General features: G+C 72.4%; 13 protein-coding genes and 1 tRNA gene. 3 read left to right on the top strand and 11 right to left on the bottom strand.

The annotated features are described in order from the left end of the window. Window positions 1–30: 30 nt before the first annotated feature. Both ABD284_RS14210 and ABD284_RS14215 read left to right on the top strand, forming a co-directional pair. On the top strand, window positions 31–894 hold the full coding sequence (locus ABD284_RS14210) for an alpha/beta hydrolase (protein WP_344143438.1): 864 nt from the start codon (window positions 31–33) through the stop codon (window positions 892–894). Next, window positions 891–2,336, top strand: coding sequence for an MFS transporter (locus ABD284_RS14215; protein ID WP_344143440.1), 1,446 nt, complete (start codon window positions 891–893; stop codon window positions 2,334–2,336). Before ABD284_RS14210 ends, ABD284_RS14215 begins: the two co-directional genes overlap by 4 nt. A 440-nt stretch (window positions 2,337–2,776) precedes the next feature. Here the strand turns inward: ABD284_RS14215 and ABD284_RS14220 are convergent, their stop codons facing one another. Continuing rightward, the gene (locus tag ABD284_RS14220) at window positions 2,777–4,201 is read right to left on the bottom strand and encodes a non-reducing end alpha-L-arabinofuranosidase family hydrolase (RefSeq protein WP_344143560.1); all 1,425 of its coding nucleotides are present in this window, start codon (window positions 4,199–4,201) and stop codon (window positions 2,777–2,779) included. A gap of 1,206 nt (window positions 4,202–5,407) precedes the next feature. On the opposite strand from ABD284_RS14220, the gene ABD284_RS14225 reads away from it, so the two are divergent. After that, window positions 5,408–5,767, top strand: a complete 360-nt coding sequence (locus ABD284_RS14225; RefSeq protein WP_344143441.1) for a hypothetical protein — start codon at window positions 5,408–5,410, stop codon at window positions 5,765–5,767. Here the strand turns inward: ABD284_RS14225 and ABD284_RS14230 are convergent. From ABD284_RS14230 to ABD284_RS14275, 10 genes are all read right to left on the bottom strand, one after another. Continuing rightward, a tRNA-Lys gene (locus tag ABD284_RS14230) sits at window positions 5,742–5,814 on the bottom strand. The two genes, ABD284_RS14225 and ABD284_RS14230, sit on opposite strands and share 26 nt — an antisense overlap. Before the next feature lie 304 nt (window positions 5,815–6,118). Next, window positions 6,119–9,298 (bottom strand): AfsR/SARP family transcriptional regulator, encoded by a 3,180-nt coding sequence (locus tag ABD284_RS14235; RefSeq protein WP_344143443.1) that lies wholly within the window; start codon window positions 9,296–9,298, stop codon window positions 6,119–6,121. A gap of 1,221 nt (window positions 9,299–10,519) precedes the next feature. Further along, entirely contained in the window at window positions 10,520–11,317 is a 798-nt protein-coding gene (locus tag ABD284_RS14240; RefSeq protein WP_344143444.1) for a cupin domain-containing protein, read from the bottom strand. Further along, entirely contained in the window at window positions 11,314–12,393 is a 1,080-nt protein-coding gene (locus ABD284_RS14245; protein ID WP_344143445.1) for a DUF6807 domain-containing protein, read from the bottom strand. The genes ABD284_RS14240 and ABD284_RS14245 overlap by 4 nt, the downstream gene beginning before the upstream one ends. 149 nt (window positions 12,394–12,542) lie before the next feature. Further along, window positions 12,543–14,513, bottom strand: coding sequence for an ABC transporter substrate-binding protein (locus ABD284_RS14250; RefSeq protein WP_344143446.1), 1,971 nt, complete (start codon window positions 14,511–14,513; stop codon window positions 12,543–12,545). Between the two features lie 52 nt (window positions 14,514–14,565). Further along, window positions 14,566–15,645: an ABC transporter ATP-binding protein gene (locus ABD284_RS14255; protein WP_344143447.1), complete on the bottom strand. Its 1,080-nt coding sequence runs from the start codon at window positions 15,643–15,645 to the stop codon at window positions 14,566–14,568. Then, window positions 15,629–16,762 carry an ABC transporter ATP-binding protein gene (locus tag ABD284_RS14260; RefSeq protein ID WP_344143448.1) on the bottom strand — a complete coding sequence of 378 codons (1,134 nt, stop codon included), beginning with the start codon at window positions 16,760–16,762 and terminating at the stop codon, window positions 15,629–15,631. Before ABD284_RS14260 ends, ABD284_RS14255 begins: the two co-directional genes overlap by 17 nt. A gap of 13 nt (window positions 16,763–16,775) precedes the next feature. Continuing rightward, the gene (locus ABD284_RS14265) at window positions 16,776–17,936 is read right to left on the bottom strand and encodes an ABC transporter permease (RefSeq protein ID WP_344143449.1); all 1,161 of its coding nucleotides are present in this window, start codon (window positions 17,934–17,936) and stop codon (window positions 16,776–16,778) included. A gap of 3 nt (window positions 17,937–17,939) precedes the next feature. Continuing rightward, on the bottom strand, window positions 17,940–18,941 hold the full coding sequence (locus ABD284_RS14270; RefSeq protein ID WP_344143450.1) for an ABC transporter permease: 1,002 nt from the start codon (window positions 18,939–18,941) through the stop codon (window positions 17,940–17,942). Window positions 18,942–19,110: 169 nt separating this feature from the next. After that, a complete protein-coding gene (locus ABD284_RS14275; RefSeq protein ID WP_344143452.1) occupies window positions 19,111–20,229 on the bottom strand; it encodes a Gfo/Idh/MocA family protein in 1,119 nt (372 codons plus the stop codon). Window positions 20,230–20,695 lie beyond the last annotated feature (466 nt).

Here is a 20,695-nt window from a genome sequence, read left to right on the forward strand (position 1 = left end):
GGCCGATGCCCACGCGTGTGGACTGAGGACATGACATTCACAGCCGCACCGACGGATACGCTGTTCGTACTCGTGCACGGAGCCTGGCACGGCGCCGCCCACTGGGGGCCCACGCAGCGTTCCCTCGCCGCCCTCGGCGCGTCCAGCGTCGCGCTCGACCTGCCCGGCCACGGGTTCGCCGCTCCGCTGCCCAGCGGCTACCTCGCGGCGAAGCAGCCCGGGCTGCGCACGGAGAAGTCGCGGTCGGCCGCGGTGACGATGGACGAGTGTGCCGACGCGGTGCTGGAGACCCTGCGCGAGGTGCGCGAGCACGCGCGCAATGTGGTCCTCGTCGCCCACAGCGCAGGCGGAGGTCCGGCTTCTCTGGCCGCGGAGCGCGCCCCCGCCCTGGTCGACCGCACCGTCTACCTGTCCGCGTTCGTCCCGGGCGGGCGTCCTCGCTTCTACGACTACCTGTCCGCCCCCGAGAACGCCGGCGCCCTCGGCGGCGGCCTGCCCGTCGCCGACCCCGACGAGGTCGGCGCACTGCGGATCAACCCCGTCTCCACCGACCCGGACTACGTCGAGGAGCTGCGCCGGACCCACTACCACGACACACCCGCCGACCGCTTCGACCGGTGGCGGACGGCCATGAGTCCCGACTTGCCGATGGCCGTGCCGTCGAGCCCGGTCGTCCTCACCCCGCAGGGCTGGGGCCGCCTCCCGCGCACATTCCTGCGCTGCGCCGACGACCGGTCACTGCCCGCCGCGGTCCAAGACCTGATGATTGCCGAGGCCGACGCCGCGTTCCCCGACAACCCGTTCACGGTCCGGACGCTGCCGGGCAGCCACAGCCCTTTCGCCGCGCGCCCCGGCGAGTTGGCCGCCGCGCTCACCTCCGTCCGGTCCTCATGAACGCCGCGAACCCGCCTGCTGCGACCGCGGCCACCGGTCCCGCCGAGTCGAAGCTCGTGCTGCCCGTGGTGCTCAGCGCCACCTTCGTGCAGCTGCTGAGCGTGACGATCGCGCAGGTGGCCGCGCCGGCGATCCAGCGCGGCCTGGCTGCGGGGCCGGGCGAGGTACAGCTCGTGCTCGCGGGCTACACCCTCACCTACGCGTGCCTGCTGATCACCGCGGCGCGGCTCGGTGACCGCTACGGCCACCGCCGCCTCTTCGCGATCGGCACGGCCCTCTTCGCGCTCGCCTCCGCAGCGTGCGCGTTCGCTCCAACCCCGGCCGTGCTGGTCGCGGCCCGCCTCGTGCAGGGCGCGGGCAGCGGGCTCGTCGCTCCCCAGGTTCTCTCGATCATCCAGACGTCCATGCCCGCCCACCGGCGGGCGCACGCGCTGGGACTGTACGGGGCGACGATGGGGGTGGCCTCACTCGCCGGACCGCTGCTGGGCGGGCTGCTGATCGGTGCGGATCTGCTGGGGTCGGGCTGGCGGCCGATCTTCCTGGTGACTGTTCCGGTGGCGCTGGCGGCCCTGGCGGGGGCGCGGGCGCTCCCGAGTTCGCGTCCTGCACCCGGGCAGGGGATCGACGCGGCCGGCGCGGTTCTCGCCACCGCCGGGTTCGGGATGCTGATCCTTCCTCTCGCCCTCGGGCCGGATGCGGGATGGCCGCCGTGGGCCCTGGGCAGTCTCGCTGGCGGCGCGGTCGTGCTGGTCTGCTTCGCCGCGACACAGCGCCGCGGCGCCAACCCGCTGGTTCATCCCGCCGCCCTGCGCGACCGGACCGCGCGATCCGGCATCCTGCTGGTGCTCGTCTTCAACGCCGGCGTGCCGTCGTTCACCTACCTGCTGTTCCTGCACCTGCAGCAGGCCGCGGGCTACTCCGCCCTGGGGGCCGCGGTGCTGTCGGCGCCGTTCGCAGCCGCTGCCGTCGTCGGCAGCCGGTGCGCCCCGCTCCTGGGCCGCCGCCACGGCCCGCGGCTGCTGACGGTGTCCGCGCTGGCGCTGGCCGCGGTGATGGCGGGGCTGGCCCCGCTGGCGGACAGTGCGCCGGATCCCTGGACGGTGACGCCGCTGCTGGCTGCGGGCGGCGCGGGGTTCGGGCTGTTCACCGCCTCGGTGTTCTCCCTGGTGCTGGCGCGCACGACCGCGGAGACCGCCGGCTCGCTTTCGGGGCTGCTGCCCACCGCCCAGCAGCTCGGCGGGTCCGTCGGCATCACGCTGGTGTCCCTCGCCTACTTCGCGCCCGCCGCGGGATCCGGCGAGGCGTTCTGGCACGCGATGCTCTACCAGACCGGGGTCTTCGCACTCACGGCCGCGATCAGCCTGCGGTTGGGCCGCGGGAGTTCCGCCCCGCCCGGCCCCGCGCACGCAGGAGTGGACCGGAGCTGCAGCAGGCGGCAATGACCGCTCACTGGAAGGTCCCGCGCACGGATGAGGGCGAGGGAGGGCCTCTGCCTTCGGAGAAGAAGCAGTGTGTTCGCGCGCTCCCTGCGCACGCGGGTGGTCCCGTGCGCCGCGACGGCGACGGGCACACTCGCTCGTGCCCCCGCCCGCGCCGCCGGACCGGGGGCCGGACCGATGGCGTTCGGTCCGGGCGTGTGGGCGCCCCCCGGCCCGGCGGGCCGGCTAAGCGGAGCTACCGCCTAGCGGTGTACGCGAGCGGCGGCGGCGCCGGTCGGACCGGCTGCCGGACGGCGGCTCCACCCGGGGGTGGAGCCGCCCGAGATCCTGCCTTCGCAGGGCGACGCTCCGGATTCGACCCACGCCACCGCACCCTCTCGTGTCAGGAGGCGCTCGACGCCGCCACCGGCGATGAGCCGGACCCCACAGTCCGACACCGCCTGTCAGCGCTGCAGTGTCAGCAGACCCGGCCGATACGGCAGTTGCCCGTAGTCGCCGCCAGAGTCGGGCGAGCGCCCTTGGTAAAGGAACTGCATGTTGCAGGGATCGACCGTCATGGTCTGATCGGCGTTACTGCGGATCAGTTCGCCGTGGCTGATGTCGTCGGTCCAGGTGGCGCCGCTGTTGGCCTGGCCGGCGAACGGGTTGCTTTCGGTGGTGGCCTGCGGTGTCCACGTGCCGTCCAGCCTGTCGGCTGTGAACGAGCGGAAGTAGCGGTCTCCTTGCGCGCCGATCGCTTCGACGATCATGAGGTACTGGTCCTGGCCCTCGACGTTGTAGACCTGGACCCCTTCGAACAGGTCGTTGGTGCTGTCGGACATGACGGTCGTCTCGGTCGAGCCGAAGCTGCCCGGGAAGTCGCCGATCGGCATACTGTCCCGGTAGATCCTGCCGTTGTCCCCGGCGAAGAACAGGTACATGTCCGTGCTGTCACCGATCAGCGCCTGATCGATGGGGCCTGTGGGGGAGTCGCCGATGCTTCCGTCGAAGAGGGTCTGCGCCTGCGACCAGCTGTTCACGTCGGTGGGATCGGTCGACGTCCGGTAGGAGAAGGCGGGTCCGCCCCACTGGTAGGCGAGCACCCAGACGTCCTCTGGGGCGAAGTAGAAGAGAGTCGGTGCGACGGCGGCGAAGGGCATCGGGTTCTGGGCGGCCGAGCCCATGCCGGCCCAGTCGTCGAAGAGGTCGAAGTTCATCGAGCCCCACGACGATCCCGTGTCGTGGTTCGTCGCGTAGACGAGATGCCGGCCGTTGTAGGGAGCGTGGGTGAAGTCCTTGAGCGAAACCCATCCCTGCCTCGGCTGCGCCAGCGGGCCGGTCGACGACCAGTTGTACGCCGAGGGAAGAGCGCACGTGTCGTCCGCCCCCTCGTCGTCGACCCGGACGAGTCGCCACTGCTGGTGGTCGCCACCCGAGTCGTCGGCCTGCACGATGTCGGCACCGTCGGCGTGCGATGCGCCCTGTACCTCCACGGCTTTGCCGCTGTGCCGGTTGATCAACCGGACGTAGCCGCCGGGCGAGTCTTCCAACCGGAACTGCTGGTTGGCCTGGTCGTAGTCGGTCCACTGGACGATATCGGCACCGTTGGCGGTCGACCAGTTGTAGACGTCGAGCACCTTGTCCGAAAGCCGTGATTGCAAACGGTAGTAACCGTCGCCGGATTCGACGAACCGCCACTGCTGCTGGTGCTGGTCGTTCCGGGCCCACTGGGTGATCCGCGCCCCGTTGTCGGTGGCCCGGTTGTACACATCCAACGCTTTGCCGCTCTCGCGGTTCACCAGCACGTATGACGCGTTCGTGTCGACCGTCGCGGCTGCGGCCGCTGTCGGTCCGACCAAGGTGCCGGCGCTGCCGACCAGCATGACCATCGCGCCGGCGATGACGGCTCGCAGAAGCCCTCGCAGTCGCAAGGGCGGCGCGATCGGAAACCTACTCAACGTAGACACGGTCCTTCCTCTCGAAGCCTGGGCTGCACGGTCCGCCCGGAGGGGCCGGTGCGAGTCCTAGGCCTGAATTGGGGGATGTTAGCGCTCACATTTCTCCGTGTGGTCTGACGCGTATCTGGACGTGACTCCGACGCGACAGACCCGCCCGGAAGGTCGGGGGCATCGCTGCCCTTGCCGCCGAATGTGAGCGATAACGCTCTCGACGTCAAGCAAGTTCCGGAAACATTCCGCAATATCCGATTCCGTGATTCGGAAGTTCGTCGTAACTCCTGATGGGGCGGGTCGCCGGTGCAGGGAGGTGATCCCGTGTCTCCTGAAGGCAGAGGAGTGCTGCTGAGAACAGCGCCCTCGGGAGGCGTGCTGCGTCGAGGATGGGGGTTCCCGCGTCGTCCGGCGGAGGGCGGCACGGCTGTTTCATAGTCGCGGCTGGCGGGCGGCAGCGCTGGTCACAGCGATCGCGGCCGGGAACCTCCCGGGCGCTGACCAGGAGCCCCGTGACCGGCGGGGACGGCGCCGCGATCGCCCGGTGGGCCGCCCACGCGCCCCAGCCCGCCCCGGCCCGGCTGGGCGCCCGCACCACCTGCGCGGCTCTGGGACTGCGCCAGGCTCCCAGCTCCGCCACCGTCCACCGCGTCATCACCGCCCTGGACCCGGCCGTACTCGGCCGGCTCAGCGCCGCCGAGCAGGCCACCATGCTGATCGTCGACGGCAAAGCCCTACGCGGCTCGCACACCGCTACCTCTCCGGCCGCCCAAATGCCGGCCGCAATGACCCCGGCCGGGCACATCCCCGCGCCCAGGTGCGGGTGGGCGACAAGACCAGCGAGATCCCCGCCTTGGCCGAGGTGCCGGCGCCCTTGGACACCGCGGGGTGGGTGGTCACGGCCGACGCGCTCCGCACCCAGAGGTCCCCCGCCCGCTACCTGGTCGCCCAGCGCGGGGCCGACTACCTCTTCACCGCGAAGGCCAACCAGCCCACGCCTTTCTCGCAGGTGAAGGCCCTTCCGTGGGCGCAGGCTCCGGTGCTGGAGGCCACCCGCGAGCGGGCGCACGGCCGCGAGGAGGTGCGCACGATCACAGTGCTCAGGGCGCCGCGCATCGCTTTTCCCACATCGCGCAGGTGGCGCGGGTGCGCCGGTGGGTGCGCGAGGTGGGCACCGGGAAGGTCGCCCGCGCCTTCGCCTACCTGGTCACTAGCCTGCCGGCCGAGCGCATCGGGGCTGCGGCGCTGGCGGGGCTGGCGCGGAGGCACTGGCGGATCGGGGCGCGCCACCACGTCCGCGACGTGAGCTTCGGCGAGGACGCCTCGCGAGCGCGCACCGGGCACGGTCCGCAGAACACGGCGATTCCGAAGGCCACGGGCTACGGACTCGGTCAGTCGATGGTGGTCGCGGGCCTGCTCGGCGCCCGCGGCATCGGGCGCCTCACGCTCCCAGAAGGGGCGATGACCTGCGAAGAAGGGGTGCGCCATCAAGGACTCGAACCTTGAACCCACTGATTAAGAGTCAGTTGCTCTGCCACTTGAGCTAATGGCGCTGAAGAGGCGGCGGAATCGCCGCCTGGCAGGAGATTCGTCCTCCCCCTGCGCCTTCCAGTTTACCGGATGTTCCCGGTGGCTCGGCCCCGAGGGGTGCAGTGTGCATCACATGCGGAACGGATGCGCCCGCTTCCGCGACCGCCGACTCGATGGGCGGACGCCCCGCTGCACCGCCGGCCCGCCGCACCCCGTGCACCCCGTCGCAACCAGGCACCCCCCGCGCCCAGACACCCCGCGCACCCCGCGCACCCCGCGCACCTCGCGCACCGCGCACACCGCCGAGCCGACCGCACCGCCTACTCGCTACTCGGCGCACGCCGCGCCCGCCGAACCCGTCGAGAGCTCGCCGGCCTCCTGCTCGGCCCGGGCTGCGGCATCGCGTTTCCCGGTGGCTTCGTAGGCGCGGGCGAGACTACGCAGGCTCTCGGCGAGGAACGCGAGCCAGCCGCGGGTGCGCCATACGGCCACGGACTCCTCCAGGGCCTGCACCGCCTCGTCCGCGCGCCCGGCCTCCAGCAGCGCGCGGCCGAGCAGCCCCAGGGCGTCGGCCAGGTGGTGGTTGATCCCGTAGCGGCGGCTCAGGTCCGCCGCCTCGGTGGCCGTGGCCAGCGCCTGCGGGTCGCCGATGGCCAGGTGCAGCCGTGTCAGGTAGAGCAGGGAGAACGCCTCCGCGTAGCGGTCGCTGAGCGCGCGTGTCATGGCCAGGGACGCTTCGAGGTTGGCCCTGCCCTGCTCCAGGTCCCCCGCCTCGCACTGCGCGGCGCCGAGGAACTGCAGCGCGGTGGCCTCGAACCGCGAGTTGCCCAGCAGCCGCGCCAGCTCCAGCGCCCGCTGGAGGTACTCGACCGCCTGCACGGGCCGCCCCATGCCGTGCGCGGCCACGGCCATCACCTGGTAGGAGCGAGCGCGGCCGCCGGTGTAGTCCTCCCCCTCCGCCAGCTCCAGCGCCGCCTCGGCCGTGCGCAGCGCCTGCTCGGGCGTGCCCCGCGAGACCTCCGCCCAGGTGCGCATGACCAGGGCGTCGGACATCCCGCGCCGGTCTCCCAACTGCTGGAAGAGGTCCCACACCTGCTCCGCCAGGCCCAGCAGCGTACCCATGGCGCCGCCGCCGCCCTCGCCGTCGCCTCCCGCCTCTCCGCTCTGCCAGGTGACCAGGTCGGCGAGGCCGCGGCGGAGTACGGCCTCGCCGCGCACGTCGCCCGCAGCCCGGCATGCCGCTATGGCCGGCTCGTGGGTGCGGCGCCAGTCGTCGAAGCGGCCGCGCACGTCGAAGTACTTCTCCATGCACCCGGCGAGGTCCCAGGCGACCTCGTGCCAGCCCAGGCCGCAGGCCTGCTCCACCGCCTTCACCATCGCCGCCGACTCCGCGTCGAACCAGGCCATGGGCTCGCTGAGCAGCAGCGTCGCCTCGGCTGCGGGCAGCGGCCAGCGCGGCGCCGGACCGTGCATCGTGGCGTAGCAGACACCGGGGATGTACTCGGTGGCCTGCTCCGCCAGCCACAGCCACGCGCCCAGTGCCCGCTGCACCGCCGCCTCGCGCTGCTCGGGGGCGTCCTCCTCCTCGCCGCGCTCGCGGGCGAACAGGCGGACCAGGTCGTGCATGCGGTAGCGCGGCTGCCCCGTGCCGTCGGTGCCGACCACCGACAGCAGCTGGGCGTCGACCAGGTTCTCGACGGCGGCCTCGCCCTCGTCCAGGCCGATGCCGGCCAGCGCGGCGGCGGTCCACGCGGCCACGTCCTCGGCCTCCAGGGCGCCCAGCAGCCGGAAGACGCGGCGGGTGCGGTCGTCCAGCCCCGCGTAGCTGAGTGCGAAGCTCGCCCGCACGCCGAGGTCGCCGACAGCGAGTTCGTCGAGCCTGCGCCGCTCGTCGCCCAGCAGCCGCACCATCCGCGCCAGCGGCCACTGCGGGCGGCCCTTCAGTCGCGCGCCGGCGATGCGCACGGCCAGCGGGCTCTGCCCGCACAGACTCGCGATCTCCGCCGCGGCCCCGGGTTCGGCGGCCACCCGCTGCTCGCCGGCGATGCGCGCGAGCAGTTCCACCGACTGCCCCGGCCGCAAAACGTCCAGGTCGACGAGGTCGGCCCCTTCCAACCCGGTCAGCCGGGCGCGGCTGGTCACCAGCACCGCGCAGCCCGGCGTGCCCGGCAGGAGCGGGCGGATCTGCCGTTCGCACTCCGCGTCGTCCAGGAGCACCAGCATGCGGCGTCCGGCCAGCATGCTCCGGAACAGCGCCGAGCGCTCCTCCAGCGGCTCCGGCAGCGCCGCGCCCTCCACGCCCACGGCATGCAGGAAGCCGGCGAGCACCTGAGCGGGGTCGGCGGGCGCCTCCTGGGCGCCGCGCAGGTCGGCGAAGAGCTGCCCGTCGGGGAAGTCGGCCGCGCCGGCATGGGCCACGCGCAGGGCCAGTGCGGTCTTGCCGATCCCGCCCATGCCGGAGACAGCCGAGACCGCGACGGGGCGGCGCACGTCCTCGGACCCGGCGGGCGCGCCCATGGCGGCGCGCAGCTGGGCGACCTGCTCGTCACGTCCGGTGAAGTCGGCGACGGCGGGCGGGAGCTGGGCCGGCACCGGTCGGGGTGCGGGCTCGGCGGCCGCCTCCCGCCGCGGCGCGGGCCCGTCCGGGGCGGCCTCCCCCTGCTGCCGCCGGGCGCCGGACGTGTCCGGACCGCGGTCGGCCGGTTCCTTGTCGGCGGCGGGAACGTCCGGAATCCAACGGGTGCCCGGGCTCCGCGCGCCGACCGGCTCGTCCAGCCCCGGATCGTTGCGCAGGATGGCCTGCTCCAGCGCAGCCAGCTCCCGGCCCGGTTCCATGCCCAACTCCTCGACGAGAAGCTCGCGCCCCTCGCGGAAGACCTCCAGCGCCTCGCTCGCGCGGCCCGTCCGGTAATAGGCGAGCATGAGCTGGGCGCGCAGCCGCTCGCGGAAGGGGTGCTCGGCCACGAGCGCGCTGAGCTCGGCCGCGATCGCACTGTGGCGGCCGAGCGCGAGCTCGGTGTCGAACCGCGTCTCGGCGACCCGCTGGCGCAGCTCGTCCAGGCGCGCCGCCTCCTCGCGGATCAACGGGAGCGTCTCGTGCCCGGCGAACGCGGTACCGCGCCACAGCCCCATCGCTTCGGCGAACATCCGGGCGGCCTCGCGCGACCGCCCGCTCTCCAGTTCGCGCTCGGCCTGCTCGGCCAGGTCCAGGAAGCGCAGCGCGTCGACACGCACGCGGTCCACCGCGAGCCGGTAGCCCGCACCCGCGCGCTCGATCACGGCCTCGTCGCCGAGCCCCTGGCGCAGATGGTGGATGTAGATCTGCAGGCTCTTGCCGGCCGAGCGCGGAGGGTTGTCGGGCCACAGGGCGTCGATCAGCCGGTCGTCGGCGACCACCACGCCAGGCCGGCTCAGCAGCGCGGCGAGCAGGGCGGCGGGTTTGGGCGGCAGACGCACGTATCCGCCGTCCACCCGGATCTGCAGCGGGCCGAGGACCTCGAAGTCCATGTCAACTCCTCGGAGGCGGTGCGGCCGCTGCGTGCGCGGCCCGCCCCGCCGGGGTCGGGTGGTCGCACGCCCCGCCGTGTGGCTGTCCCACCCGTCCGGGCCGGGTCCGAGAACCGCCTTCGGCATCCTGAGACCAGGCGACCGGCGACCTCAACCGCGTCCCAACCGTTTCGCAGCCGCCGACCGCCAGGCTGGTGGCAGTCAGCGCGGAGTCGGGCGTTCTTCGCGCGGCGGCTCCGGCCTCACGGTCGAGGAGCGAAAGGCGCAGACTGGGCACCGACCGGCGGTCCTCCCGCGAGGGGAGCCGCCGGGCCTTCCGAGGACGGCGGCCGGGCGAGAGTCCGGTCGGGAGGGCACAGGTGTCGGGACGGGCGGCCGTCTCATGATCACCGGGGCGTGAACATGATCATGAGGCGGCCAGCCCCCGGGTTCAGAGGTCGGCTCGCCGCCGCGGTCTGCCGCGGCCACCGCCCGGCTCGTCGGGGGCGCCGGGCGGTCGGGGCGCGGCGGCGGGCGGCGCATGCGCGGGAACCGCGGAGCGGTTCGGCAACGCGCAACAAGGGTTCACATCGGCTGCCTCCTCGGCTCCGAGCGCGTCTCGGCGCCGCCTCGCGAGAGGTTCCTCGGTCGCTGGCAACACTAGCGCCTCGGTCACCGTGGAGAGTCGCGCGGTTGGCCCAGTGTCATCTTTGCCGCACGCCCGAATCCCGCGTTCCGCGGGGATGCCGATGCCCAGCGGTGGAACGCGCCGTCCTGGTTCCGCGTTCCCGGTGGACCGGCCGCACGCCGACAGCACCGCCGCACGCGATAAGCCCGCCGGCCGACAGGCCACCGCACCGGCCCAAGAGAGCAGCCGGCTCCCTAAGCGAAGACTCGCGCAGCACCCGCCACCGGCGCCTGCGTTTCAGTGGATCACGCCCGCACGGCCGGATCCGGCACCCGCGGACCACGCGCGGCCCGAAATCCCGCCTGGGCGCGCGTCCGCAGGTCGCGGCGACGAGGGCGCTCCGCCGAGCCGCCCTCGCCGAACCCGCGGGCACCCCCGCCACGCTTGCTTCCCCCGTCCAGTCCTTCAACGACCGCGTCAGCGCCCGCTCCGGGGCACCCCGGCGACGGGGCACGGCGCTTCGTGCCCCCGTGCCCCGTCGCCGCATCCCTCGCGAGCGCCCGCTCCGGCCGGTCGGCCGGAGGCCTCTGCGGCGCGGTCCCGATCCGCGCCGGTCAGCCCACCGGGTGGGCTCCGTCGAGGTCCCACACCTTGAGCAGGCCGCACATGCCGGTACGGCGGGGCCCCGGCGGCGAGTCGGCGGTGTAGACGGCGGAGTCGCGCAGGTGCGCGCCGTCGCCTTCGGCGAGTCCGCCGATGTGGCGGCGGGTGGTCTCGGCCTGGAGGCGGGGGCCGCGCTCCCAGTGGTGGTGCCAGCCGGCCGCCTTGTCGCGCACCAGGTCCACCGCCGCCCCGTACAGCTCGTCCAGCGTGCCGGGGCCCTGCTTGCGCACCCGCTCGCGCAACCGCACGTACCCCTCGACGGCCAGGTCCCGGCGCTGCCGGGCGGCGGACGCCATGGCGGCGTGGGCCGAGGCCGCGTCGGCGAAGCCGGTCCAGGCGGGGATGGCCGTGGCGCGCGCGTAGGCGTCGGGGTCGGCGAGGACGTCGGGCGGGTAGGTCAGCACGGCGTCGCCGGCTTCGGGCAGCCCGGCGTTCTGCATGACCACCAGCAGTTCCAGCTCGCCGTCCACGTTGACGAGCCGGTGCACGGTGCCCGGCGTGAACCACAGCAGTGTGCCCGGCCCCAGCGGGGTGCGGGTGTAGCCGGCGCCGCTGAGGGTCTCCAGCACCCCCTCGCCGCGCACCACCACGTACCCCTCGGTGGAGGCGGTGTGCAGGTGCGGGGAACCCCCGGACAGGCCGTCGGGAGCGGGCCAGTCGTAGACGTGCAGGTGCGAGACCGCCGTACCGCCGGGGAACCCGGGTATCGCGCCGGCGTGCCCGGCGGCGGCCGCTTCCGGCGCCGTCATCGCGCGCCCGCCTCAGCCGCGCCGGCGGTCCCGGCGGCGGCGCCACCGCCTCCCGCGCCTTCGCCCGCCTCCGCGCGGGCGTGCAGCCCGGGCCGTCCGAGCTCGGCCAGGCCCAGCTCGGCCAGCTCCGCGCTGCCGCCGCGCTCGCGGTCGCCGTCGGCGATCACCACGGCGTAGCGGTAGGACAGCGGGACGCCGGGTGCCGCCTCGACCTCCTCGTCGAAGAACGGCGCCGGGCACACGGTCGCGAAGATCCCCGAGCGCACGAACCACTTCACCGGGTGGCCGGAGTTGTCGGGCGCGTCCACGAACACGAGGGTGGAGGCCCCGTCGTGCCCGTCGTGGCGTCCGGCGAAGCCCATCCACGGCGCGCGCACGCCCATCAGGTCGTCGCCGCCCTCCTGCTCGGGCGTGTAGACGCGCCCGCCGCTGAAGGAGCGGGGGCCGCGCCAGAACAGCCCGCCGTAGCCGGCGTTCTCGCGGCCCTGGGTGGTGGGGCTGCCGATCGGCACCGGCTCGCCCGTGAGGTTGGTGAACTCGGTCTCGAACACCAGGGTCCAGCTCGACCGCGCGGGGTCGGCGCTGACGCGGAAGCCGCGCCGCTCGGAGAACCAGGTCCGGCCCTGCTCGGTGACCCACTCCAGCCGCTCCCCCACGGCGATCTCACCGCCGGCGGTGCTGACCAGGTCGAACCCGGCGTGGCGCATCGAGCCGTCGTTGGGCAGCTGCTGGTAGCCGCGGTCGCGCACGTAGGTGGGCCCGCCCCAGAAGTTGGCGGGGCCGACGTTGGGCAGCGACCACGCCATGCCCTTGTGCCAGACGTGGTCGTGGGGCCGGTACAGGCTGACGGCGTCGCCGCCGAGGGTGCGGATGGGGTGGAAGTAGGGGCGCGGCGACTCGAACTGGGCGTCCCAGGGCTTGTAGACGTAGCGCACCAGCTCGGTCGGGCCGTAGGTCACGCGCAGGGAGCGGTCGTGCTCGTGCACCAGGCCCAGGCCGTGTGCGGGGGGCTCGGCCCCGCCCGCGGCCGCCTGCTGCGCCGGGGTCTGGGCGTCGTCGGGCTGCTCGGTGGTCATCGCGCCTCCTGGGGCGGTCCAAAACTCGTGGGCTGCGGTCGGGCCGCGGCGCGGGCGGGCCGGCTCCCGTGGGCGGTCCGCCCGCGCCGCGGCGCGCACGGGCGGGGCCTGCCGGGCCCGCCCGTGCGCGCGGAGGGGGTGGTGCGGGGCTATTCCTCGATGAAGAACTGCTCGGGGTTGGCCGGTGCGGGGGTGTTGTAGACGGAGGAGTACGGCAGGGAGTCGGGGACGTTGCGGAAGTTGTCCGCGACGATGCCGTAACCGGGCTGGGGCGTGCTGATCCCGAGCGCGTAGAACTGGTCCTGGGTCTCGGCCAGGAAGTCCTTCATCAGCTCGGTGCGCTTCTTGCTGTCGGTCTCGGCGATGACCTCGCGGTACATGTCGATGTGCGCCTTGACGTCCTTGGGCGGCTCCTGCGCGCGCGGGTCGGTGCCGTCGGAGGCGTACCACTGGGCCCACGGGATGGCGAAGTTGGACTCGCCGCTGTGCAGGGGCGCGTACCAGCGCGGGTCGTACATGGCGTCGAGCAGGCCCGAGTCGCCCGACCACACGTTGATCTGGTGCTCGTTGTTCTCACGGCGGTCCTGCCAGCGCGTGCGCTCCTCGACCTGCAGCTCGACGTCGACGTCGAGCTCCTTCCACATGTCGACCACCATCTCCATGGAGTCGATGATGTCGGGACGGAAGTCCCCCGGCGCGGAGAGCGTGAAACTCAGGGGCGTGCCGTTGGGGGCGACCCGGACGCCGTCCCCGTTGCGCTCGTCGTAGCCGGCCTCGTCGAGGAGCCGGTTGGCCTCGTCGACGTCGAACCCGGTGTACTGCTTGGCGAGCTCCTTGTTGAAGAACGGGGACTTCCGCAAAGGCGCGCCCTGCCACGGCTCACCCTGGCCCTGGTAGACGACGTCGATGATGTCCTTGCGGTTGATGCCCTGCGACATCGCGATCCGGAAGTCCTTGTCCCGGAAGATTTCCCTGATGTCCTCGTCCTTGTGGGTGAGGTTGAAGGAGATCATGTTGGTGTTCATCTCCGAGGGGCGCTGCTCCATGAAGTGGTAGCCGTTCGCCTCCCGGTTCTCGGCCAGCACCGGCCGGTTCTCGGGGGTGTTGAAGTGGCGGGAGTGGAAGTCGAACTCGCCGTTGAGAGCGCGGGTGAGCATGACCTCCTCGTCCTTGACGATGTCGAAGACGACGCGGTCGATGTAGGGCAGCTGGTTGCCCTCGGTGTCCACCTTCCAGTAATAGGGGTTGCGCTTGAGCACGATCCGGCCGGAGTCCGCCAGCGGCTGCTCGACCTTCCAGGCGTACATGGTCGGGATGTCGGGGTTCTGCCAGGTCAGGGCCGAGTCGTTGACACCGGCCTTGACCTCGAACAGCTCGGTCCAGCCGGAGTAGCCCTGCTCCTTGGCGAGCTTGTTGGCGTCCTCGTTGTACTTGATGTGGAACTTCTTGAGGTAGTGCTTGGGCTTGTTGACGATCTGGTACTGCAGCAGGTCGTGGGCGGCCCACAGCGCGTTGGGGTCGCTGAGCTTGATCGTGAACTCGGTGTCGCCGGCCACCTCGACCCGCCCGGGGTCGGTCGCGGCGACCGGGGTGAGGTCCTCGTTGTTGAAGACGTCGTTCAGCGCGAACTCGATGTCCTCGGAGGTGAAGTCGTCGCCGTCGGACCACTTCAGGCCCTTGCGCAGGGTGTAGGTGATCTCGGTGGCGTCGTCGTTGTACTCGACGCTCTCGGCGAGGTTGGGGATCGCCTTGGTCCACTCCGTGTTCCAGCGCATGAGGTTCTCATAGCCCACGGTGCGGCCCAGCCACGGCCAGTCGCCGATCCCCAGGGTGGCGCTGTTCCAGGTGCCGCCGTAGCTGCCGATCTCCTGGTGGGGCTCGACCACCATGGGTTCCTCGGGCAGGCGCTCCTCCAGCGGCGGCAGGTCGCCGGCCTCCACCTTCTCGGCGAGCTCGGGCGCCTGGCCGTTGGCCTTCGCCTGGCTCTCACCGCCCTCCTCGGGGTCGAGGCTGAAGAAGCCGCATCCGGTGAGGGTGAGGGCGAGCGCGAGGGCTGTGGCTGCGCTCGGCACGGCCAATGCGCGCCGGCGCGGTAGTCGCCGGTCGTCTCGTGCGTTCATATGGGGTTCTCCGTTTCTGTGCGGGGGGTAACCGGAGCGAGGCGCGGTTCGGTCAGCCGGCGCCCGAAAGCGTCAGCTCCTCGGCGTAGTGGCAGGCGGCCATGCGGCCGGGGGCGACCTCGCGCAGCGGGGGGGCCTCGCTCGCGCACCGATCGGTGGCATAGGCGCAGCGGGTGTGGAAGGGGCACCCGCCGGGGGCGTCCGCCGGGTCGGGCAGCTCGCCGCGCAGGCGGATGCGCTCGCGGCCGCCGCGCACCCGCGGGTCGGGGACCGGCACCGCGGAGATCAGCGCCTCGGTGTAGGGGTGGCGCGGGGCGGCGTAGAGCTCGGCGGTGCGGCCGAGCTCCACGATCCGGCCCAGGTACATCACCGCGACCCGGTCGCACACGTGCTCGACCACGGACAGGTCGTGGGAGACGAACAGGTAGGTCAGGCCCATCTCGTCCTGCAGGTCCTGCATCAGGTTGAGGATCTGGGAGCGCACCGACACGTCCAGCGCGCTCACGGCCTCGTCGGCGACCACCACCCGCGGCTGCGGAGCCAGAGCGCGGGCGATGCTCACGCGCTGGCGCTGGCCGCCGGAGAAGGCGTGGGGGTAGCGGTTGAGGTGCTCGCGCCGCAGCCCCACACGCTGCAGGAGGTCGGTGACGCGGTCCTCCAGCTCGGAACCGGTGACGCCGTGGAGGACCCGCAGCGGCTCGCCGACGATCTCCATGAGGGTCAGGCGCGGGTTGAGGGAGGCGAAGGGGTCCTGGAAGACCATGCGCACCTCGCGGCGGTAGGCCTTCGCGTCATCGCCCGCCAGGCGCGCGGCGTCGATCACCCGTCCCTCGGCCAGGCGGTAGCGGACCTCGCCCCGCGCCTCGGGGCGCAGCCCCAGCACCGCCGAGCCGAGCGTGGACTTGCCGCACCCCGACTCCCCCACGATTCCCAAGGTCTCGCCGGCGCCGACGGCGAGGTTCACGCCGTCGACGGCCTTCACCCAGGTCGTGGAGCGGCGCAGCCCCTTTGTGCGGCGCAGCGGGAAGTGCACTTTCAGGTCGCGGGTCTCCAGCAGGGGCGCGGTCGCGGCGCCGGCGGCGCCTCCGGCCGCGGCAGCGGCGGCCGGGTCGGCGTCAGTCGGCGTCGACATCGGCGGCCTCCTTTCGGGGGCGGGGATCGGGGTCGGCGCGGTCGGCGGCGCCGGCCCGCGGAGCGGTCGGAGCCTGCTCCGCGCCGCCGTACAGCAGGCAGCGCACCTGGCTGCCTCCGGTCTCGACGGTCGGCGGCTCGACGGTGTCGCACAGCCCCGGCATGAACGAGTCGCACCGGTCGCGGAAGACGCATCCGGAGGGGCGGTCGGCGGGGTCGGGGACCGACCCGCGGATGGCGGGCAGCCGATCGCGGCGTGGGCCGCCCATGCGCGGGACCGACTCCAGCAGCGCGCGCGTGTAGGGGTGCTTGGGCGCGTGGAAGACGTCGTCGACGCTGCCGCGCTCGACGACCTTGCCCAGGTACATCACCGCGACGTCGTCGGCGATCTCGGCGACCACGCCCATGTCGTGGGTGATGAACATGATCGCCATGCCGTGGTCGCGCTGCAGGCCGGCGAGCAGGTCGAGGATCTGGGCCTGGGTGGTGACGTCCAGCGCGGTGGTGGGCTCGTCGGCGATGAGCAGGCGCGGCTCGCAGGAGAGCGCCATGGCGATCATGACGCGCTGGCGCATGCCGCCGGAGAGCTGGAAGGGGTAGACGTCGACGAGCCGCTCGGGGTTGGGGATGCCGACCTGGCCGAGCAGCCGGACGGTGATGCGCCGGGCCTCCTTCTTGCTGACGGGGTTGTGTACGCGGATCGCCTCGCCGATCTGGTTGCCGACACGGTGCACCAGCGAGAGGGACGCCATCGGCTCCTGGAAGATCATGGAGACGTCGCGGCCGCGCACCCGCCGGATGTCCCTGCCCTTGGGGTCGAGCGCGGCCAGGTCCAGCGGCTCGGCGGACGGGGGCGCCGCTGCGGCGCCGGAGGAGCCTCCGGCGTGCAGCAGCACTTGACCGCCGGTGACGCGCCCGGGCGGTTCGACGAGCTGCAGGATCGAGCGCGCCGTGACGCTCTTGCCGCAGCCGGACTCGCCGACCACGCACAGCGTGCGTCCGCTGCGGATGGTCAGGTCCACCCCGTCGACGGCGGGGATCTCGCCCCCGTCGGTGCGGAACCGCGTGTGCAGCCCCCGCACCTCCAAGAGCACGTCCGGGTCAGTACCGGTCGCCATCTGTCGCACCTGCTTACTGGTAGGGATCGGCGGAGTCGCGGATACCGTCGCCGACGAAGTTCAGCACCAGCACGGCCACCGTCACGGCGACCCCGGGCAGCAGCGTCCAGGGGGCGCCGGCGATCGAGTGGATGTTCTGGGCCTCCTGCATCAGCACGCCCCAGCTGACGACCGGCGGCTGCAGCCCCAGTCCGAGGAAGGACAGCGCACTCTCGGCCAGGATCATCATCGGGATCGCCAGCGTGAGCGAGGCCACGATGTGGCTGGTGAAGGAGGGCAGCATGTGCCGGCGGATGATGCGAGAGCGGCCGCAGCCGTCCAGCCGGGCGGCCGTCACGAAGTCCTCCTCGCGCAGCGACAGGAAGCGGCCGCGCACCACCCGGGCCAGGTCGGTCCAGCCGATCAGGGAGAGGATCACCGTGATCGCGAAGTAGGTGGTCAGCGGCCCCCAGTCGCGCGGCACCGCGGCTGACAGGCCCATCCACAGCGGGATGGTGGGGATCGACATGGTGAACTCGATGACGCGCTGGATGCCGGTGTCGAGCCGGCCGCCGAAGTAGCCGGAGACGCCGCCGAGAACGACGCCCAGCACGAACGACAGGGCCACGCCGACCAGGCCGATCGACAGCGACACCCGGGTGCCGTAGACGATGCGCGAGAGCATGTCGCGGCCGTTGCGGTCGGCGCCGAGCAGGTAGACCCGCTCGTCGGGGTCGGTGGGCCCGAACAGGTGGGTGTCGGCCGGGATCACGCCCCACATCCGGTAGGGGGTGCCCTCGACGAAGAACCCGAGCTCGATCTTCTCGGACTCGTCGACGGTGTACTCGCGGGCGAGGGTCTCCTGGTTGCGCGTGGAGTCGTAGCCGTGGACGTAGAAGCCCAGGTCGACGCCGCCGCCGGAGGTGTCGACGACGTGCGGCCGCTGCGGCGGCGCGTAGGTGTGCTCGGCGCTGTACTCGCCGGTGGAGGTGGGCGCCACGAACTCGGCGAAGACGCCCACGAGGGCCATGAGGCACACGATGGCGAGGCTGAACATGGCCAGCCGGTGCCGGCGGAAGCGCCGGCCGATCAGCCGCCACTGCGACTCCGCGCCCGCGTCCGCCTTGGCGGAGGCGGCGGCGCCGGGCCCGCCGGTCGCGGCGGCGCGCCGCCGCTGGGGAAGGTTGAGTCCCATGGGTCAGGCCTCCTCGGCCTGTGCGTGGCGGATGCGCGGATCCCACCAGGCCAGGAGTAAGTCCGACAGCAGTGTCCCGACGAGCGTCAGCGCGCCGAGCACGAGGATGAACGCTCCGGCCAGGTACATGTCCTGGTTCTGCAGCGCCTGCATCAGCAGCGGACCGGTCGTGTCCAGGCTCAGCACGATGGAGACCATCACCTCGCCGCCGACGATCGTGGGCAGCACCCAGCCCACGGTGCTGATGAACGGGCTCAGCGACATGCGCACCGGGTACTTGAGCAGGACCCGCCACTCGGGCAGCCCCTTGGCCCGGGCGGTGGTGACGTAGGGCTTGCGCAGCTCGTCGAGCAGGTTGGCGCGCAGCACGCGGATCAGCGCCGCCGTCCCCGCGGTACCGATGATCAGCACCGGGATCCACAGGTTGGAGACCACGTCGAGGACCTTGCCGAGGTTCCACGCGGAGTCGGCGTACTCGGGCGAGATGATGCCTCCCATGCTTTCGCCGAAGTAGGCGAAGGCGATCCAGACGCAGAGCAGGGCGAGCATGAAGTTGGGGGTGGCCAGGCCGACGAACCCGATGAAGGTGAAGGCGTAGTCGCCCAGCGAGTGCTGGCGCACGGCCGAGTAGACGCCGATCGGGAAGGCCAGGACCCAGCTCAGCAGGATGGTGGCGACGGCCAGCGCGACGCTGATGCCGATGCGGTCCCAGATGAGTGAGGAGACGTCGCGCTGGTAGAGGAAGGACTGGCCGAAGTCGCCGTTCAGCAGGATTCCGCCGATCCAGCGGAAGTACTGCACGGCGAGGGGATCGTTGAGGCCGTAGCGCTCCTCCAGCGCCCGGATCTGGCTCTGGTCGACCGACTGGCCGCGTGCCGCCAGGTCGGCGATGTAGGTGGTGAGGAAGTTCCCCGGGGGCAACTGGATGATCATGAACGCCACCAGGGAGATGGCGAACAGGGTCGGCACCATGTAGAGGAGCCGGCGGATCACGAGTGCGCGCATGCCGCCTCCCTTCCGGGACGGGCGGCGCCGCTGAGGGCGGAGTGCGGCCGACACTCTTGGAGAGCGCTTACCGCACATGTGAGCGGAAATCCGCCGGTGTGTTGTGCCGCCCGCGCCCACAGGCAGGGCGCAGCGGTCCGCCGGGGGCGGCGACCAGCACGGATAGCGCTTACCATGGTGAGCCGCCTCCATGCATGCGTTCGTAGTACCGGGTCCCCCGGCGCAGTTCGCCGACGGTGACCGTCCGGTGCTGGGCCGCCGAGGCGTAGATGCCGGCGACCAGCCGCATGGTGCGCAGCGCGTCGGTGGCGGAGACCGGCGGAGCCTCCTTGGCCCGCAGCGCCGAGAGCACGTGGGCGACCTGGGCCGCGTGGCCGCTGTTCACCCCCGACTCGCCGGCCTCCCAGGCCGCCTTCACCCGCTCCTCGAACCCGGGAGCGGGGGTGATCGTCCAGTCGTCGTCGCCATAGCCGTAGAGGTGGCGCAGCTCGACGGTCGCCCGCTCGAAGTCGATGCGGATGTAGCTCTCCTCGCGCGGCGACAGCACACTGTTGACCACGGCCGCCACAGCGCCGTTGGCAAAGCAGATGTGGCCGATGGAGACGTCCTCGGTCTCCATCACCCTGGCCTGGCGCCGGGCGGTGGCCGACACCTCCGTCCAGTCGCCCAGCAGCGCCAGCAGCAGGTCCATCTGGTGGATGCCGTGGCCCATGGTCGGACCGCCGCCCTCGGTGTCCCAGCGGCCGCGCCAGGGCACGTCGAAGTAGGCCTGGTCGCGGAACCAGTGGGTGTGGCAGACGGCGACCAGCGGCCGCCCCAGCTCCCCGGACTCGGCCAGCGCGCGCACGCGCCGCGCGCCCGAGCCGAACCGGTGCTGGAACACCGTCGCGACCCAGGGACCCTGCCCGATCGGGCCTTCGGCGGCGGCCATCTCCTCCATCTCGGCGAGGCTGAGCGCCGGCGGCTTCTCCACCACCGCGCTCGCGCCGCTGCGGAGGCAGGCCAGGACCTGGCCGTGGTGCATTCCGGGGGGTGTGCACAGGTGGACCAGGTCGGGCCGGACCTCGCACAGCATCCGGTCCAGGTCGCCGTAGCGCTGCGGGATGCCGTAGCGGTCGGTGAACAACGCGAGGTTGTCCGGATCGACGTCGACGGCCGCCACGAGCGACGCCGACTCCGGCATCGACTGCAGCGCCTCGACATGGAACCGGGCGATGTTGCCCGTACCGACGACGGCCACGCGCAGGCGGTCGGGCGCCTCGGGGGCCGTCTGGTCGGGTTCGTGCATGGCTCTCCTCCAGGGTGGGGACCGAGGGGGAACGGTCCGCCGCTGCGGGTCACCGCGGCCGGCGGGGCGACCGGGGGGTTCGGCGGCTCATGAGGGCTCTGGACAGGGGGTCTGCGGCACGTCAGCGGAAAAACGCCGACCGAAACTATCGGACAGAATCTCGCAATCTCTGGCGGTCGAATTTACGCACGCGGTATGACTTGGTCAATACCCTGATGAGACCTGCCTCACGCCGGGACCTGCAAGTGAGCGCAAACATGCAGGTTCGTCCATTACTCACCGAAACCGGTCCGAACGGCAGGTCGGCCTCTCATTACCGGCCGACGCCAAGTAGTCCGAAACTATCGATACACAACGCGTAATCATGGGTGCAACCGCGCTGCGTGGGCCGGAACCGCGGTCCGCCCTCGGTATCGGCGGGAAGCCGCCGCGGATCGGACGTGCCCTCCCGCTCGCCGAGCGCGCG

It is taken from the genome of Streptomonospora arabica, assembly GCF_039531585.1.
Taxonomy (GTDB): domain Bacteria; phylum Actinomycetota; class Actinomycetes; order Streptosporangiales; family Streptosporangiaceae; genus Streptomonospora; species Streptomonospora halophila.

Bases quoted from the DNA above. Each gene is read 5' to 3' on its own strand.
- ABD284_RS14210 (WP_344143438.1), top strand. From the start codon at position 31: ATGACATTCACAGCCGCACCGACGGATACGCTGTTCGTACTCGTGCAC.
- ABD284_RS14215 (WP_344143440.1), top strand. From the start codon at position 891: ATGAACGCCGCGAACCCGCCTGCTGCGACCGCGGCCACCGGTCCCGCC.
- ABD284_RS14220 (WP_344143560.1), bottom strand. From the start codon at position 4,201: ATGGTCATGCTGGTCGGCAGCGCCGGCACCTTGGTCGGACCGACAGCG.
- ABD284_RS14235 (WP_344143443.1), bottom strand. From the start codon at position 9,298: ATGGACTTCGAGGTCCTCGGCCCGCTGCAGATCCGGGTGGACGGCGGA.
- ABD284_RS14240 (WP_344143444.1), bottom strand. From the start codon at position 11,317: ATGACGGCGCCGGAAGCGGCCGCCGCCGGGCACGCCGGCGCGATACCC.
- ABD284_RS14245 (WP_344143445.1), bottom strand. From the start codon at position 12,393: ATGACCACCGAGCAGCCCGACGACGCCCAGACCCCGGCGCAGCAGGCG.
- ABD284_RS14250 (WP_344143446.1), bottom strand. From the start codon at position 14,513: ATGAACGCACGAGACGACCGGCGACTACCGCGCCGGCGCGCATTGGCC.
- ABD284_RS14255 (WP_344143447.1), bottom strand. From the start codon at position 15,645: ATGTCGACGCCGACTGACGCCGACCCGGCCGCCGCTGCCGCGGCCGGA.
- ABD284_RS14260 (WP_344143448.1), bottom strand. From the start codon at position 16,762: ATGGCGACCGGTACTGACCCGGACGTGCTCTTGGAGGTGCGGGGGCTG.
- ABD284_RS14265 (WP_344143449.1), bottom strand. From the start codon at position 17,936: ATGGGACTCAACCTTCCCCAGCGGCGGCGCGCCGCCGCGACCGGCGGG.
- ABD284_RS14270 (WP_344143450.1), bottom strand. From the start codon at position 18,941: ATGCGCGCACTCGTGATCCGCCGGCTCCTCTACATGGTGCCGACCCTG.
- ABD284_RS14275 (WP_344143452.1), bottom strand. From the start codon at position 20,229: ATGCACGAACCCGACCAGACGGCCCCCGAGGCGCCCGACCGCCTGCGC.